Source organism: Limnobacter sp. (assembly GCF_036405155.1).
GTDB lineage: Bacteria > Pseudomonadota > Gammaproteobacteria > Burkholderiales > Burkholderiaceae_B > Limnobacter.
Genome location: NZ_DASWYD010000003.1, coordinates 141,618 through 157,895, shown reverse-complemented (window position 1 = coordinate 157,895; position 16,278 = coordinate 141,618). Strand labels below are relative to the sequence as shown.

General features: G+C 55.9%; 19 protein-coding genes. 11 read left to right on the top strand and 8 right to left on the bottom strand.

The features are described 5' to 3' along the window. Positions 1-78: 78 nt before the first annotated feature. From VGE55_RS03275 to VGE55_RS03255, 5 genes are all read right to left on the bottom strand, one after another. A complete protein-coding gene (locus VGE55_RS03275) occupies positions 79-996 on the bottom strand; it encodes a hypothetical protein (RefSeq protein WP_331130290.1) in 918 nt (305 codons plus the stop codon). Continuing rightward, positions 989-1,732, bottom strand: coding sequence for a phosphonate ABC transporter ATP-binding protein (locus VGE55_RS03270; protein WP_331130289.1), 744 nt, complete (start codon positions 1,730-1,732; stop codon positions 989-991). The genes VGE55_RS03275 and VGE55_RS03270 overlap by 8 nt, the downstream gene beginning before the upstream one ends. Further along, positions 1,733-2,602, bottom strand: a complete 870-nt coding sequence (phnE, locus tag VGE55_RS03265) for a phosphonate ABC transporter, permease protein PhnE (RefSeq protein WP_331130288.1) — start codon at positions 2,600-2,602, stop codon at positions 1,733-1,735. Beyond that, on the bottom strand, positions 2,599-3,477 hold the full coding sequence (locus tag VGE55_RS03260; protein WP_331130287.1) for a phosphate/phosphite/phosphonate ABC transporter substrate-binding protein: 879 nt from the start codon (positions 3,475-3,477) through the stop codon (positions 2,599-2,601). The genes phnE and VGE55_RS03260 overlap by 4 nt, the downstream gene beginning before the upstream one ends. A gap of 97 nt (positions 3,478-3,574) precedes the next feature. Continuing rightward, positions 3,575-4,504, bottom strand: coding sequence for a VTT domain-containing protein (locus tag VGE55_RS03255; protein WP_331130286.1), 930 nt, complete (start codon positions 4,502-4,504; stop codon positions 3,575-3,577). A 95-nt stretch (positions 4,505-4,599) separates the two neighbouring features. Here VGE55_RS03255 and VGE55_RS03250 point away from each other — a divergent pair, with 95 nt between their 5' ends. The 6 genes from VGE55_RS03250 (at position 4,600) to VGE55_RS03225 (ending at position 9,514) form a co-directional block, all read left to right on the top strand. After that, positions 4,600-4,884: a coiled coil domain-containing protein gene (locus VGE55_RS03250; protein ID WP_331130285.1), complete on the top strand. Its 285-nt coding sequence runs from the start codon at positions 4,600-4,602 to the stop codon at positions 4,882-4,884. Between the two features lie 108 nt (positions 4,885-4,992). Further along, on the top strand, positions 4,993-5,604 hold the full coding sequence (locus tag VGE55_RS03245; RefSeq protein ID WP_331130284.1) for a TetR/AcrR family transcriptional regulator: 612 nt from the start codon (positions 4,993-4,995) through the stop codon (positions 5,602-5,604). A gap of 137 nt (positions 5,605-5,741) precedes the next feature. Beyond that, on the top strand, positions 5,742-6,305 hold the full coding sequence (gene ahpC / locus VGE55_RS03240) for an alkyl hydroperoxide reductase subunit C (RefSeq protein ID WP_331130283.1): 564 nt from the start codon (positions 5,742-5,744) through the stop codon (positions 6,303-6,305). A 97-nt stretch (positions 6,306-6,402) separates the two neighbouring features. Next, positions 6,403-7,956 (top strand): alkyl hydroperoxide reductase subunit F, encoded by a 1,554-nt coding sequence (ahpF, locus tag VGE55_RS03235; protein WP_331130282.1) that lies wholly within the window; start codon positions 6,403-6,405, stop codon positions 7,954-7,956. A 66-nt stretch (positions 7,957-8,022) separates the two neighbouring features. Then, the gene (locus VGE55_RS03230; protein WP_331130281.1) at positions 8,023-8,616 is read left to right on the top strand and encodes a hypothetical protein; all 594 of its coding nucleotides are present in this window, start codon (positions 8,023-8,025) and stop codon (positions 8,614-8,616) included. Between the two features lie 10 nt (positions 8,617-8,626). Then, a complete protein-coding gene (locus VGE55_RS03225) occupies positions 8,627-9,514 on the top strand; it encodes a DMT family transporter (protein ID WP_331130280.1) in 888 nt (295 codons plus the stop codon). Here VGE55_RS03225 and VGE55_RS03220 read toward each other — a convergent pair. From VGE55_RS03220 to VGE55_RS03210, 3 genes are all read right to left on the bottom strand, one after another. After that, positions 9,504-11,138, bottom strand: a complete 1,635-nt coding sequence (locus VGE55_RS03220) for a pilus assembly protein TadG-related protein (RefSeq protein ID WP_331130279.1) — start codon at positions 11,136-11,138, stop codon at positions 9,504-9,506. The two genes, VGE55_RS03225 and VGE55_RS03220, sit on opposite strands and share 11 nt — an antisense overlap. Then, positions 11,128-11,595, bottom strand: a complete 468-nt coding sequence (locus VGE55_RS03215; protein WP_331130278.1) for a TadE family protein — start codon at positions 11,593-11,595, stop codon at positions 11,128-11,130. The genes VGE55_RS03220 and VGE55_RS03215 overlap by 11 nt, the downstream gene beginning before the upstream one ends. A gap of 340 nt (positions 11,596-11,935) precedes the next feature. After that, on the bottom strand, positions 11,936-12,502 hold the full coding sequence (locus VGE55_RS03210) for a hypothetical protein (protein ID WP_331130277.1): 567 nt from the start codon (positions 12,500-12,502) through the stop codon (positions 11,936-11,938). Between the two features lie 95 nt (positions 12,503-12,597). On the opposite strand from VGE55_RS03210, the gene VGE55_RS03205 reads away from it, so the two are divergent. From VGE55_RS03205 to VGE55_RS03185, 5 genes are all read left to right on the top strand, one after another. Beyond that, entirely contained in the window at positions 12,598-12,978 is a 381-nt protein-coding gene (locus tag VGE55_RS03205) for a PA2779 family protein (RefSeq protein WP_331130276.1), read from the top strand. Then, complete coding sequence (locus VGE55_RS03200; protein WP_331130275.1) at positions 12,975-13,943, top strand: PA2778 family cysteine peptidase; 969 nt, start codon at positions 12,975-12,977, stop codon at positions 13,941-13,943. The genes VGE55_RS03205 and VGE55_RS03200 overlap by 4 nt, the downstream gene beginning before the upstream one ends. A gap of 1 nt (position 13,944) precedes the next feature. After that, entirely contained in the window at positions 13,945-14,217 is a 273-nt protein-coding gene (locus tag VGE55_RS03195; protein WP_331130274.1) for a SemiSWEET transporter, read from the top strand. Beyond that, the gene (locus tag VGE55_RS03190) at positions 14,214-14,936 is read left to right on the top strand and encodes an SDR family oxidoreductase (RefSeq protein WP_331130273.1); all 723 of its coding nucleotides are present in this window, start codon (positions 14,214-14,216) and stop codon (positions 14,934-14,936) included. Before VGE55_RS03195 ends, VGE55_RS03190 begins: the two co-directional genes overlap by 4 nt. 94 nt (positions 14,937-15,030) lie before the next feature. After that, the gene (locus VGE55_RS03185; RefSeq protein ID WP_331130272.1) at positions 15,031-16,233 is read left to right on the top strand and encodes an efflux RND transporter periplasmic adaptor subunit; all 1,203 of its coding nucleotides are present in this window, start codon (positions 15,031-15,033) and stop codon (positions 16,231-16,233) included. The last annotated feature ends 45 nt before the right edge of the window (positions 16,234-16,278 follow it).

Here is a 16,278-nt window from a genome sequence, read left to right as displayed (position 1 = left end):
AAAATTCCCGCTGCTGAAACAGCGGCTGGACTGCACATCACTGTTGCGTGGCTTGCATGAATACGGGGAATTTCAACCTTAAACACCTTCTGCGATGCGTCGGAAATAGGACAGGTGAGCAGCCGATCCAGCAGGCCACCATTGCTCAAACAGGCTCAACCATTGAGCCTGATCATAGGCCACGGGCAGCTGTTCACACCAAACACCATCCCGGCGCACGCGCGCCACCGCTGCCCCTTCAGTCCATGGCTGCAGACCAATCCGGGTAATCATGCCCGCCGTGTTGCCCGCCACACTGGGCATGCCTGCTGCGCCATTGTTGCTAATCAGTCCAGCTGGTTCATTCAAAAAACCAGCCGTGCAGGTGTGGCTGCTGGCAAACACTTGCACGCCAGCCGTCATGAACTGGGCAGCCCGCCACAAGGCCTCGCGCGGGTCATCGAAGTGGCTGGGGTCGAATCGCCAACCCGCCAGCGATTCCGAATCGCCGTGGACCACACCCACCCGCAGCTTTCCCACCTGGTAACGCCGATAAAAAGGCTGTGCGTTCAACTGGGCAATCCAGTCCGGATTGCGCTGCGCCACTCGCTTCAAGGCGGTGTGGATCAGGTTGGAACGGTCCACCACGCCTTGATCCACATGGTCAGGATAGGCACAACCGCAATCGGGTGCATCCAGCGGCTCACCCAGTTCAGCCTCCACATTGCCAAGCACGCAGTCGTGCTGAAGCACCTGGGCATTGATGCCAACAAAAGCCTCATCGGTGGTGTTGAACCAGTTGAAATCGCCATTGAAGCAAAGACGCACTGGCCCAGGTTCAGCGCTGGCCATGCGCAAAACTTCCTGCAAGGCAAACGGGTTGCCGTACAGGCCGCCAATGACATACAGGGTGTTGCACACCGTGACGGGTGACTGCCCCACGGCATGTGCACCATAGCGGTAACGGATGGGACAACTGCGGCCCGCCTGGTTCAGCATGGTGTCTTTTTCAAACATACAGGGTATCCAGTTGGTGTTGCCCCAGTTGACTCACCGGGCAGTCCATCACCAACTGCCCCTGCTGCAAACCCAAAACACGGTCGGCCAACCTGGGCACCAGTTCCACCTGGTGAACCACGGTCAACAAGGTGGTGCCCGTGCTTGCCTTCACCAGCAACTCACACACCTCGTCGGCCGCAGTGGGGTCCAGGGCAGCGGTGGGTTCGTCGGCCAGCACCAGTTGGGGTGCCTGCATCAACAAGCGGGCAATGGCCACTTTCTGCCGCTCACCGCCCGACAAACGGTCTGCACGGGTATTGGCCAGGTGCTGCGCATTCACAGCGGCCAAGGCCGCTTGGGCCTGGGCAATTTCACCAGCGTTGAAAATGCGACACCAACTGCGCACCTTGGGCATGCGGTGCAAACCACCCACCAACACGTTTTCAAGCACGGTGAGGCGCGGCACCAAATGCAAACCCTGCAACACCTGACCAATGTCGGCACGCAAGTGTCGCAGTGCTGGGCTTTTCGGCTGAGGGTATACCGTGTGGCCGTTGACCCGAACAATACCCTCCACTGGTTTTACAAAACCGTTTAACACCCGCAACAAGGTGGACTTGCCTGCACCATTGCGCCCCAGCACCGCCACCCGTTCGCCGGGCGCCACGGTGAGTTGGGGAATGTGCAACAACACTTTGCCCTGCGCCTGCACAGTGACGTTGCTCAGTTCAATCATGGCGGTAACCGAACTCATTTACAGCAAGGCCTGGCGAATGCGGCGACTAAGTGCATCAAACACCGACACCATCACCACCACGACCAGCAAAATAGTGGACAAACGCCCCCACTGAAACAGGGAGACCGATTCGGAAATCAGCAAACCCAAACCACCAGCACCAATCAAACCCAATATCGTCGAGTCGCGAATGTTGTACTCCCAAATGTACAGGTGGCTACTCACCCATTGCGGCAATACATTGGGCCACACCGCCCAAAAAAAAGTTTGTGACCCACTGGCACCCACGCCCCGCACCGCTTCAATGGACGCCATGTCCAGTGTTTCAATCGACTCGGCGAACAACTTGCCGTAGGTGCCCAGGCTATGCAGTGCAATGGCCAAAATGCCCGCAGTGGGACCCAAGCCCACAATGCCCACCAACACCAGCCCAAACACCAGGGTGTGAACAGAGCGCGAAATGGCCAACACAGACCGGCAAAGACTGGCCAACACACGGGGTGCGTGAATGTTGCGCGCACTGATTACGGCAAATGGCAGTGCCAACACCGCTGCCATCAGTGAGCCCAAGGTGGCAATTTTGAAAGTCACCCACGCAGCCACGCCCAGTTGCTTCAGGTACTGGGCTTCAACGTCGCGGCGGTTTTCGACACGCAGCACAGTGCCATCATCGCTTTTGTATTCCAGCTTGGGGTTGCCCAACCACACATCCAAAAAACTGGGCCGTGCAAACTCGCTGGCGGTTTTCACCAGGTTGGCCCAAGGGTTGCGGCCTGTGGTCAAATCACCCGCTGCGCCCAGGCTCCACAGGCAAGCCAACACCACCAGGGCATACACAAACACCAGCCCGAAGAAGCCGGGCCGGCCGCTGAACACACGCAGGGTCATTTGGGTTGCAAGCGCCCTGTTGCCAAGCCCGCATCACGAATCGGCTTGTAATAGCTGTTGTCCTTCTTCACAAAACCGGTGTAACGCGGTGGCAGCAGGTTGGGCTGCTTTTTCAGTTCAGCGCCAATGCCGGTCAAAGCCGACTGCAGTTTTTCAACAAAGGCTTTGTCCTTGTACAGGCTTTCGCTCACCGCAACAGCGTCGTTGGGCAAGGGGTCTGAAGTCCAAATGATTTTAGAATCCTGGGCCTTGATCAAGCCGTCTGCAATCATGGCATCCCGATTGCGGTTGTAGTCCGCACCAGCGTCCAGTGTGCCTTCCACCACCTGGGTTTCTATGGCCTGGTGTTTGGTGTAAATCACCTTGGAAAAATAAGTGTCGGGGTTAATGCCCTGCTTCTGGAAAAAATGGAAGGGGATCAAGTAACCCGACGTGGACCCCTTGTCACCAAATGCGAAGGTTTTGCCTTTCAGGTCTGCCGGGCTGTTGATGCCGCTTTTGGGGTTGGTCACCATGATGGCAAAGTACTCGGGCTTGCCTTCGTACTCGATGGTGGCCACAGCCTGGGCCTTGGACTCATTGTTGGCCAGCACATAGCCCCAAGGGCCCATCAGGGCAATGTCGGTTTCACCGTTGGCCAATGACTTCGCCAAACCTTCCCAACTGTCCACAGTGCGCAGTTTCACGGGCTTGCCCAGTTTTTTTTCCAGGTACTGGGCCAGTGGTGTGTAAGTGGCGTCGTTTTTGTCCTTGTCTGGCTGGTACAAACCCACACCGAAATTGATCACATCCTGCGCCTGAGCCGGCGTTGTGATCATTGTCAAACCACTGACCAGTAACGCTGCCGCAGTCAGACCCTGAAAAAACTTTTGCATGAAATCTCCCTTGTTGTTGTCAACAGTGCCGTGTGTACAACGGCTCGGTCTGCATTCTGGATGCATCCCCCACAGTTCGCTTCAAGCCAAGTGGAAGTTACACGGATTTTTTCTGAAGATGCGCAGACCACGCACCATACCCACCCTCCAGGGTTTTGGCATTCAGAAAGCCAGCTTCCTGCAAAGTGCTGGCCACATGATTGGCTGTGACATCGCCAGGGCATGCGCACATGGTGACAATCACGTCTCCCGCGCCCCACTGGCTGGCCTGCGCCAACACCGTGTCCGGATTGGCATCCAGCCAACCCGCCAAGGGCTCGGCTTGCTTGATCGGTTCAGGCCGCAAATCCAGTAGACGAACAGGCTCATTGACTGAGCCCAAAAACTGTTGGAGGTCTGCTGGAGAAATGCGGGGCGATTTCATCTTGGCGGCATAAGCCAAACGGCGAGAAATCTTCCACAACAACCACACGGACACGATGAGGCCAACCACCAGCAACATGGCCATCCAGTTGCTTCGGAAGACATCGAACAGGGCTGAAACCTGGTCCTGAAAAAGCCAGCCGGCCAGCATGGCCGCAAAAGCCCACAAAAATGCCCCCAAGGCGGAGGCCAGCGTAAAGTTCAGCACCGGCATTTTGACTGCACCAGCAATCGGTGGTGCCACTGTTGAGAAGCCTGGAATGAATTTGGCCAGCACCAAGGACCATGGCCCCCAATTGCGAAAACGCAGCTCGGTGGTGGACACACAAGACTCCGGATTGATCGACAGACGACAGAGACCCGACAAGACCCGATAGCCGTAGTACCGGCCCGCTGCGTACCAAACCCAGTCGGCCAACAACGAAGCCAGGGTGGCAACCATGGCCAAGACCACCACATTGGCCCATGACGTGCTCAAACCTGCCGTCACAACCATGGTAGGTACAGCCGGTACCGGGGCACCCAATTGCTGAAGCAGAACATTCACGAACACCAACAACTCCCGTGTGTCTGACACGCCCATACCACCACCCATGACATTCATGTAGAGAACTCACTCGAGATTGTGCAGCAGAAATTGTCATCTGTATGGCTCAAGGTGACGTTCTCTCATGACCACGTTTAACAGGAGTACTGAACATGGCCGATCTCGACTACTACAAAGCCAAAATGAATGCCCAACTGGCTGAATGGAAAGCCGACCTCGACAAGCTGAAAGCCAAAGCCGACAGCGCGCATGCCGATGCCAAAAAAGACCTGAATGAATCGATCGACGCCCTGGAGGCCAAGTTGGAGCAAGGTCGCCAGAAGCTGGATGAGGTTCGGGAATCTGCTGGCGATGCGGTGGAATCCCTGAAAGACGGTGCCAACAAGGCCTGGGAAAACCTGAAAGAGGCTTTTGACCAAGCCAAATCAAAGTTCTAAGCAACATTTCGCTCACCCTCTCACCCGCTTCAAGTTACAAGGTTGTAAAGTTGAATGCGGGGAGAGAAAAGGTCTGCGATGGTGCAGAACGGAACAGAACACAGCGCAATGCACAAAAAAACGCAGACCCGGATGAAGCCGGAAGCCCGGGAAAAACAGCTGCTGGACATCGCACAAGTCATCTTTATTGAAACCGGCTACCAAGGCACCACGGTGGAGGACATTGCGCAGGCAGCAGGCGTGACTCGCCCGGTGATTTACAATATTTTCGGCAGCAAAGACGCCATCTATCTGGCTTGCCTGAAGCGGGCCCGAGAACTGCTGGACGATTACATTCGACAGGAAATCTTGAAGTCGACCGACCTGGAAAGCCGCATTCGATCAGGCTTTGAAGGCTATTTCCACTTTGTAGAGCGCGAACCTGCTGCGTGGCGATTTCTCTACGCGGGTGGGTCTGCTGTGGCTGGTCCGGTCGCTCAAGCCGCGTTGGACATGCGGTTTAACACCGTGAACAGGATCACGGTTCTGTTCAATGAACTCCGGGGCACAGTCACAGAGGACCAGATTCTGATGATTGCTCACAGTTTGTCCGGTGCAGGCGAGCAATTGGCCAAGTGGTGGGTTACCCGGCCAGACGTTCCTCGTCAACAAGTGGTCAACACGCTGATGAACACGATTTGGAATGGCATATCCAGCCACCTGAACAAACAAAAAACCTAAAATCAGCCACTTGCGATTGATAGATATAATTTATTCCTAAAATTAGATCATTAAATTTTGCAATCGCAGCATTTTTCGCTACACTGCAGGTTCTCTGAAATTTCACTGGTTTTTAACCCAATCAAGAGGACCTGAACATGTCTTTGATCAATACTGAAATCAAGCCCTTCAAAGCAACTGCATACTGCAATGGCAAAGAAATCCAGCTGACCGAAGCCGACGTGAAAGGCAAGTGGTCCGTGTTCTTCTTCTACCCCGCCGACTTCACTTTCGTGTGCCCCACAGAACTGGGCGACCTGGCTGACCAGTACGAAGAACTGAAATCCATGGGTGTGGAAGTGTTCTCCGTGTCCACCGACACCCACTTCGTCCACAAAGCCTGGGCCGACGCATCGGAAACCATCGCCAAAATCAAGTTCCCAATGATTGGCGACCCCACAGGCCAAATCACCCGCAACTTTGGTGTGATGATCGAAGAAGAAGGCCTGGCACTGCGCGGCACCTTCGTGATGGACCCACAGGGCAAGATCAAGGTTGCTGAAATTCACGACCTGGGCATTGGCCGTGATGCTTCCGAACTGAAGCGCAAAATCCAGGCTGCCCAGTACGTGGCCGCCAACCCCAACCAGGCTTGCCCAGCCAAGTGGAAAGCAGGCGACGCAGCCTTGACCCCCTCGTTGGACCTGGTCGGCAAGATCTAATCCAGCCGCCCCGCTTCAACTGAAACACCCCGAGTAGTACCCGCAAACCCGCCCCCACAAGGGGCGGGAATGCCCTCGATTTGCCTGGAGAAAAAGCATGCTTGACGCCAACATCAAACAGCAATTGAAAACTTACCTGCAAATGCTGCGCCACCCCATTGAACTGGTGGGCTCGCTGGACAACAGCGACAACGCGCACAAAATGGAAGAGCTGCTGCTTGAGATCAAGGAGTGCTCCGACAAAGTGTCGGTTCGCTTGGACGGCGACCATGCCTTGCGCCCCTCCTTCTCCATTGCCAAGGCTGGTGAAACAGGCCGTGTGCGGTTCGCCGGTTTGCCCATGGGGCACGAATTCACTTCCCTGTTGCTGGGCCTGTTGCATGTGGGTGGCCATCCACCCAAGCTGGACGCCGATGTGGTCGAACGCATCAAAGGTTTGCAGGCACCCGAGGGCGGTCTTGAGTTTCAGACCTTCATTTCATTGTCCTGCCACAACTGCCCCGATGTGGTTCAGGCCTTCAACACCATCTCCGCATTGAACCCGGGTTTCTCCCACACCATGGTCGATGGCGCTTTGTTCCAGCCACTGGTTGAACAGCGCAAGATCATGGCTGTTCCCGCTGTGTTCAAAGGCGAACAGAATTTTGGCAACGGTCGCATGGCGCTGGAGGAAATCCTGGCCAAGCTGGACACCGGTGCCGCTGAAAAAGAGGCTCAAAAGTTGAGCCAGAAAGGCGAATTTGATGTGCTGATTGTGGGTGGTGGCCCTGCCGGCGCCGCCGCAGCCATTTACGCCGCTCGCAAAGGCATTAAAACCGGTGTGCTGGCCGAACGTTTTGGTGGCCAGGTGCTCGACACGCTGGGCATTGAGAACTTTATCTCGGTGAAAGAAACCGAAGGCCCCAAAATGGTGGCCCAACTGGAACAACACGTCAAAGCGTATGACGTGGATGTGATGAACCTGCAACGCGCCAAGGCCTTGCAAAAGGTGGGCGACAAGCTGGAAATTGAACTGGACAACGGCGCCAAACTGAACGCCAAAACAGTCATCGTTTCAACCGGCGCACGCTGGCGCGAAATGAACGTGCCCGGCGAACAGGAATACCGAAACAAAGGCGTGGCGTACTGCCCGCACTGTGACGGCCCCCTGTTCAAAGGCAAGCGCGTGGCCGTGATTGGTGGTGGCAACAGCGGCGTGGAGGCTGCCATTGATTTGGCTGGCATTGTGAAACACGTCACGCTGTTTGAATTTGACACCAAACTGCGGGCCGATGCCGTGTTGCAGAAAAAGCTGCACAGCTTGCCCAACGTGACGGTTATTCTGAATGCGCTCACCACCGAAGTGAAGGGCGATGGCACCAAGGTCAATGGATTGGTGTACACCGACCGCGCAACAGGCGAGAGCAAACAGGTCGAGCTGGAAGGCATTTTTGTTCAGATCGGTTTGCTGCCCAACACCGAATGGCTGAAAGGCACACTGGAATTGTCCAATCGTGGCGAAATAGTGGTGGATGCCAAGGGTCAAACCAGCCTGGAGGGCGTGTTTGCTGCCGGGGACTGCACCACAGCGCCCTACAAACAAATCATCATCGCCATGGGTGAAGGGTCCAAAGCAGCCCTGTCTGCCTTCGACCACCTCATTCGTCAGTAAACACCGCTGTTCCTCGAGTACCATCGCATACAATAGGGCCTGTGATTGACACAGGCTCTATTTTTCATGTTTTCCCGTGCTCGCATTCTGTTCGCTTTCCCCTTGGCAATCGCTGCAACATGGGCATCGCCCGTTCACCCTCAGGACACCGAAAAGCCAGTGAGCGAGACTGAATTAAGCACCTGCCTGACCCAGGAAAAAGAGGCCATGAAGCGGTTTTCTGCCTTGGAGGTGCGTGCCGAGGTGTTGCGCAACCGGGAACAGGAACTGAAAACCACGCGCGAGGGATTGGAGTCTGAAAAGGCCGTGATGGCCAAGCGAAAATCCAGCGCAGACGACATCAGCAAATACAACGCTCGCATCGAAAAATTCAACACCGACAGCGATCAATTCAACCAAATCAAAGACAGCTTTGACAAAGAACGACTGGCTTACGAGTCCTGGATTACCCAGACACTGAAGCCCGCCTGCGGCAAGGTTCAAAACCGAGCCATCCCAACCTTGGTGATTTTTTACGCCTGCAAATTCGACCAAGCCAACAGCCCGTTTGAGCAGGTGCCCTTTTGCCAAAGTCTGGACAATCGGGCCGAGCTGACCAAATGCGTCAAGTCAGCCGGTTCAAAGGCCAAGGCGATTGACCAATGCGGGCTCAAGCCCTGAGCCTCACAGCATGAGTCGCGCCAGCACTTTTCGACTGTTGCTGCTGGCCATGATTTGGGGTTGTTCATTCATCTTCTTCAAGATTGCCGCAGCAGAAATCCCGGCCCCCGCTTTGGCGTGGATGCGCGTGTTGTGCGGTGCTGTCTTTCTCGGTCTTCTGTTTGTAGCGCAAGGCAAGCAAACCCGTCTGCGGCAAGAATGGAAACCCATGGTATTGATTGCAGCGTTTGCAGCTGCCTTGCCCTTCTGGCTGTTCGCCTACGCAGCGCAAACCATCAGCGCGTCCCTGCTGGTCATCATCAATGCCACAGCCCCCATTTGGTCAGCCATTATTTACGCAACCTGGACCCGCAGCACACCCAAAGCCACCGTGGTATTTGGCCTGTTATTGGGTGTGGCGGGTGTGTCAGTGATCGTGGGCGGCGGGTTGCAACATTTGCAAGGCGCCCACCTGGCCTGGCATTTGCTGGCCGCTTTTGGTGCTGCGGCCTGCTACGGCATTTCCACCAACATGGCCTTGGGCTTTGGCCAACACATTGACGCCAAAACCAACGCCCTGGGCTGCCTGGTGTATGCAGGTGTTTTGCTCAGCCCAGTGGCACCTTTTTACTGGCCTGCCCACATGCCCAGCAACGCAGCCATTGCTTCAACCGTGGCTGTGGGGGTGTTGTGCAGTGGGGTTGCTTATTTGCTGTATTTTCGCTTGGTCGATGAAGTGGGACCCACATCAGCCCTCACCGTTACCTTCCTGATCCCGGTGTTTGGGATTCTCTGGAGTGTGTTGTTGCTGGGCGAAACCGTGGGCTGGAATACGCTGGCTGGCGGTTTGCTCGTGGTGGCGGGCACGGCCTTGGTCACACGGGACAAAACCGGCCGAGCTGCCCCCCCTATCGACTGAGAATCACGCTCTGGCAATCCATTGAATTGACATTGACAGTCACCTGATTCAGGCTGATGCCCAACACTTGCAGCAGGGTATCCAAAATGCCACCCACCGTCGCCAGCACAGGACTGAGTGCAACCTTTAGCGCGGGCTGAAGAACTGCCAACAAACCATTGACGGTTGCAGTCAACAGGGGGCCCACAATGGGTGCCACAATTTGTGGGTTAAGGTTCAAATTGCCCAGCAAATTGCCCAGCGACTGGCCTGCACTCAGGTTAACGGTGCGGGTAAATGGGGGCACACCATCAAAATCCGCCTCGGTGGCATTGGGGCGCAAGCTGGCCGAGGCACCCAGGTTGACCCCGGTGGTGATCAGGCCCAACAGCGTGACCGACAAAATTTGCGCCGGTGCCCCACAGGTTAAGGCACTGGAGGTGGTGTACAAATTGGATGCCGCACTGCCCACACAGAGATCCAGTGCAGACGGCAGGATGGTCATCTGCATGCTGTTCTCGGCCCGAGGATAACGGCACTGCAAATCATTCACTTCGGCGATGCCACCGGCCACACGCAACTGGGTTCGCATGTCGAGCGCGCTCACCGACACCAAACCAATGTTGATGTTCAAAGGTTGGCGTATGCGAACATCCAGTGCCACCTGGGCGGTACGGGCCTCGGCGATCGGGTTTTTGTTGGGCAATTTACGCCCCACAAACACCTGCGGGGACTCCAAAACGCGCACCCCCACATCGAGATTCAACAAACCAGAGGTGATGAGCAAGGTGTAGCCCACACCCTTGACCGAACGCAACAATGCCACTTGAGCCAACTCGCCCAAGTTGACATTCAATGGGGTATTGGTGCGGCCTGACAGGTCAACCGCCAACAAGTCTCCCACTTTCATGTTCACTGAATTTAAAGGCCCGCTGAGCAAACCCAATATACCTTGTGCCTGCGTTTTGTCGGCAGCACTGCCATTGCCAACACTGAGGCCTTCTTGAAGAATATTGAGTGCACTCAACTGCAGGTTGAGCAAATCATTCAAGGTGGCCACACCCAGCTTGGCTTGCAGGTCGAGCAAGTTGATGGCAATGTCGCTGCCCAGCAGGGCGCCCCACTGCGCCACGCTCAAGTTGATATTGCCCTTGCCGAGGGCGGTCAACAGACCATTCAACAATGCGGACTGCTGCGTGTTCAAGTTCAACAGACTGGAACCCACCGCCCCCACCACTGTGGGCGCAGCAGTCGCCTCGGCCACCACCTGCAAACCCTGGCCTGCGAAGAACGGCAATATCGACGCCGTCGTTCTCTGCAAAGTCACCCTTGCGGTAATGGCATTCTCGCAATTGGCCGTCACCGCATTGTTGACAATGCACTGAACTGTCAACACATCGGTGGGCTTCACGCCATTTTGGCTGGCCACCGCTTTGGCATCCGGAAATGCCGGGCCATCGGCCATTTGACGGGCGGCTGTTAAGGCAGTGAGGTCGGCAATGCCTTGCAACTGGTTCTTTTCCCACACGTTGTACCCCACCGCCAGTACACCCAATGCCCCCAACGACATGGTCAGCACAAGCGCAGTCAGCATGGTGTAAATGCCCGCTTGCCGGCCTTTCAGCACCGCTTGACTAGCCATCATTTGGCTCGACACGTGTGGTGGCTTGGGCCGTCAGGCTGGCCGGCAATGGCAGAAATGCGTAATTGGCCACCAAGGGATTGGTTTTGTAATTGGGGTAGGTCAACGTCAGTCGAAGGCACACTGAGTCGCCGCAGGCAAAGGGAGTGACCGTCTTCTGAACGCGATTTTTAAAATCGCCGACATAGCTGGGCAATGCCGAGTTCAGAGACTGCATGGCCGCGGTCTCGTAATCGCTTTGGCTGTATCCGCTGCGGTAAACCGTGACTTGCCGGGCGGCTTCGGTGGCTGCGTTGCTCATCACAATCATGGCGCCAAACATGATGGTGTATTCAACAATGCCAAACACCACCAACAACAGAATGGGCAGTGTGAGTGCCATTTCAACCAGCAAAGCACCTGCCTGCCGAGCCGACAGCTTGTGGGTACAGCCTTGAAACCGCTGAATGTGGGTAAACATGCGAGCCCCGCGACCTGTGTTGTAGTCTGCAAACCATGGTAATGGCGACAGCGACAAACCATGCCCCGAACTGCGTGGAAAAAACAGGGCAATTGGATTGAAACGCTGACAACATGTTCTGCAAACGTTTGTTTTTATGATTGATTTTTAAAGAAATTGGAATTTCTTTAAATTAACAATTTAATTTCATTGCGCATTGAATTGTAATGACTATTTGTATTTTTGTCAGTTTTTTTACTGACAACACGGACATAAAAAAACCCGTAGACATAAAAAAACCCCGGGCTTGGCGCACCCGGGGTTTTTTAGAGGAGCCAGCGCTCAGCCAGCCCAAAAGCATTTAATCGTCGTCTCGTCCACCGCGGCCATGTCCACGGCCATGACCATGGCCATCATGCTTGTCGCCCTTCCAACCACCACCGCGACGATCATCCCAATCATGGCGTCCGTCCCAGCGGTCTTCACGGCGATCGTCGCGGCGTCCATCCCGATAGCCATCGCGGTAGGCTTCACGGCGTTCGTAACGAACTGGCTCGCGGTACACCCAGCGGTTGTTGATATAACCGTTGTTCCAACCGTCGTAGTCGTGGGAACGAACAAAGTACACCGGCCGCGCACAGGCGCCGTAGCGGCGACATTCTTTGTCCCAATGCTTCAGATGCCCCGGTGGCACATGCAAGTACAGTGGTTGTACGTACCCAACGGGCTGCGCGATGACCAAGGGCTGCGCATACACCAACTCGGGATAACGCTGGTTGGTGATGTTGACGCGACCATACACACCTGGTGCAACAATGCCATCAATGCCAATGGAAATGCCCAAGTCACCTGCTTGTGCCGGGGCCACCGCGAAACCGGCAGCGCCCAGGGCGGCTGCAAAAACCCATTTCACGATTCGCAAATTCATGTTCAACTCCTGTGACGAGATGTCAACAAAAACGCATGGCATGGCGTTTGGTTGACTCCGTAACAACCCGACCTCGCGTCAACAAGGAGATAACAATGAAAAAGGCAATCCGCGCCACATCCCTGGCTGTTCTGCTCAGTTTCGGCACCACTTTTGTTGCAGGACCAGCCATGGCGGCCATGGTGGGTACAGAAGAAGCGGTGGTGGCTCATCAAAACCGTGATGAACTGAAAAAGTTTTTCGACCGTGAAGACATTGCCAAAGCGCTGCAGGCCCATGGTGTCTCCGCCGACATGGCTAAAGCCCGAGTGGACGCCATGACCGACGAAGAAGCCCAGAAGCTGGCTGCACACATCGACAACGCGCCAGCGGGTGCAGGTATTGTTGGTACACTGTTCGCCGTGTTCATTATTTTGTTGGTGACCGACATCCTGGGCTTGACCAAGGTATTCCCGTTCACCCGCTCTGTTCGATGAAATTGCATCAATTTGATCGACTGACAAACCCTTCGGGGTTTGTCAGCCACTGCCGCACACTCTTGCTCGCCAGTTCATTGGCCCTTGGCGCCTGCTCCATACTGCCCACCGTGCCCGACGATGTGAAAGCCGTCACGGCCCAACAGCAGCCCGTTGAACTCAAAGAGGTGCCCTTCTTTTCCCAGGAAGATTACTTTTGTGGTCCATCGGCCTTGGCCATGGTGTTGAACCATCAAGGCGCCAAAACCACACCAGACCAACAAGCCAAGCTGGTGTACGTACCAGACCGCAAAGGCAGTCTGCAGGTCGAAATGCTGGCCGCACCAAGAACCCAAGGCTACTTGGGTTATGAGGTGGACCCCAATGCGCAAGCGCTGTTCAAGGCGCTGAATGACAATTATCCGGTGGTTGTGTTGCTGAACCTGTCGCTGCAGTTTGCACCGATGTGGCACTACGCGGTGGTGGTGGGTTACGACCCCAAAACCGATGTTGTTCTGCTTCGCTCGGGAAAGAAGGAGCGGGATGAAATTCCCTTGGCCACCTTCCTGAAACTTTGGGAGCGCAGCAAGAATTGGGGGTTTGTGGTGTTGAAGCCCACCGACAAAATTCCCGAATTTGCCACCGCACAGGGGTATTTGAACGCTGCGGTTGCACTTGAACGGTCGGACTCCAAGGGCGCGTTGAAAGCCTACCAGCAAGGCATGGAGCGTTGGCCCAATGAGCCGTGGTTTTATTTTGCAACCGGCAATATTCAAGCGGGCAACAAGCAGTTCAAAGAAGCTGAAACCAATTACAGCAAAGCGGTGTCTCTGTACCCGGACATGGCCGATGCCTGGAACAACCTGGCTGAGGTTTTGATTGAATTGGGCAAGAAGAGCGAAGCGCGTGCGGCCATCAACAAGGCCATATCGCTGGGTGGGCCTCGCTTGGCCGCCTACCGGGACACCGCACGGAAGCTGGATTGACATGCCGGTTTGGCTGGAAGCGGCGGTGGGTTACCTGGCCGCCTGCCTCACAACCGGCGCGTTTGTGCCGCAGGTTTGGTATTGCTGGAAAACGCGAGACACCCGAAGCATATCCCTGGGCATGTACTGCCTGTTTTGCACAGGCGTGCTGCTTTGGTTGGTGTATGGCGTGATGGTTGAGCAGTGGCCTGTGGTGGCTGCCAATGCGGTCACCTTGGCGTTGGCCAGCTCTATTTTGTGGCTGAAAATTCGCGACAGGCAGGTGAAGCCATGAAAGCCATCGTGACCGGCCACAGCCGAGGGTTGGGCAAAGCCATTGCCCTTGAATTGCTGGGTCGGAATGTGCCGGTGTTGGGCGTGTCGCGGACGATTGCGAGCCTGTCGGCTCACCCGCTGTTGACCGAGGTTGCACTGGACCTGTCCAACACGGAAGCGCTGCTGCGCTGGACGGATGGCCCAGATTTAAAACTGTTCATGGCGGGTGCGGATGAGGTTGTGCTCATCAACAACGCTGGCGTGGTCGAGCCCATTGGCCCATTGCAGCGACAAAACCTGGCCTCTATTGCAAAGGCTGTCCAAGTGAACATCACCGCCGTTCTAACCCTCAGTGCCGCAGTTGTTCAACACTGTCAAGGTGATCAACCCCTGCGCATTGTGCATGTGTCCAGTGGTGCAGCACGCAGCCCCTACCCGGGCTGGAGTGTGTATTGCGCCACCAAAGCCGCCCTGGACATGCACGCGCAGGCCGTGGCTGCAGACCACACCAAAGGCCTGCGCATCTGCAGCCTGGCACCCGGCGTGATTGACACCGACATGCAAGGTGACATTCGCGCCAGCAACATGGCAGACTTCCCCAACTTGGCGCGCTTTCAGGCCTTGAAAGCCCAAAATCAGTTGCAAACGCCTGAAGCGTGCGCCCATGCCTTGGTCAACTACACCTTGGGGCCTACTTTTGGCCAGTCTGCCGTGGCTGACCTCCGCCAGGTCGGTTAGTGCTGTATCCGTGATTACCCGAATTTGACTGATGCAGCGCATCATGAAAGAATGAACGTTCATTCAGTTTTTCAAATTCACCGAGGTAGTACCCATGTTGACCGCGTCCAGAACTGCAACAGCCATGGCTGTGTTGGCAACTGTCAGTGCTTTGGCCCTGTCGGGTTGCGGCAAAAAAGAGGTGGCCAATGCGGCCACAGCCCCTTCGCTACCCAAAGTTGCGGTGGTGAAAGTAGAGGCAGCACCCACATCCCTGTTCACTGAACTGCCTGGACGCACCAGCCCCTATTTGATTGCAGAGGTTCGCCCACAGGTCACCGGCATCCTGAAAACACGCCAATTCACCGAGGGTGCAGACGTCAAGGCTGGCACCTCGCTCTACCAAATCGACGCCTCCACCTACCAGGCCGCATACAACAGCGCCAAGGCCGCCTTGGCCAAAGCGGAAGCAAACCTGGTGACTGCGGATGTGCGCAACACCCGTTTTCAGGACCTGGCCAAGCAAAATGCGGTGAGTCAGCAAGAGCGGGATGACGCCTACGCAGCCCTTAAACAGGCCCAGGCCGATGTTCAGGCCGCCAAAGCGGCTTTACAGGCTGCCGAGATTAACCTCGGGTACACGCAAGTGCGTGCGCCCATTTCCGGGCGGATAGGTCGATCCAACGTCACGGCGGGTGCCTTGGTTCAACAGGGTCAGGCACAAGCCTTGTCCACCATTCAACAGCTCGACCCCATTTATGTGGACCTCACCCAGTCCACCACCGAATTGCTGCAATTGAAACGGGACTTGGCCAGCGGTGTACTGAAAACCGCCGGGAAGGACGCCGCCAAAGTGAAACTGCTGCTGGAAGACGGCTCCGAGTACCCGCAGGAAGGCAAGTTGCAATTCTCGGAAGCCACGGTAGATCCCAACACCGGCACGGTCACCTTGCGGGCAGTGTTCCCCAACCCAAGCAAGCAATTGTTGCCCGGCATGTACGTGCGCGCTGTACTGCAGGAAGGCGTTCGTCAGAATGCGATTCTGGTGCCTCAGAAGGGAATTGCGCGTGACAACACCGGCGCAGCGGTGGCCTATGTGCTGGGTCAGGGCGATGTGGTTGAAAAGCGCAAGGTGGTGACCGAACGCGCCATTGGCGACAAATGGCTGGTGTCCGAAGGCCTGAAAGACGGCGACCGGCTGGTGGTGGAAGGCATTCAGAAAATCAAGCCAGGCAAGCCTGCCGAAGTGCTGAACACCGATGCCAGCGCACCAGCCAAACCGGAAGCCGCGTCACCCGCACAGCCTTCCGGCAAATAAAACCGCCTTCAGACCATGCCGACAGGCTCACCCGGTGAGCCTGTT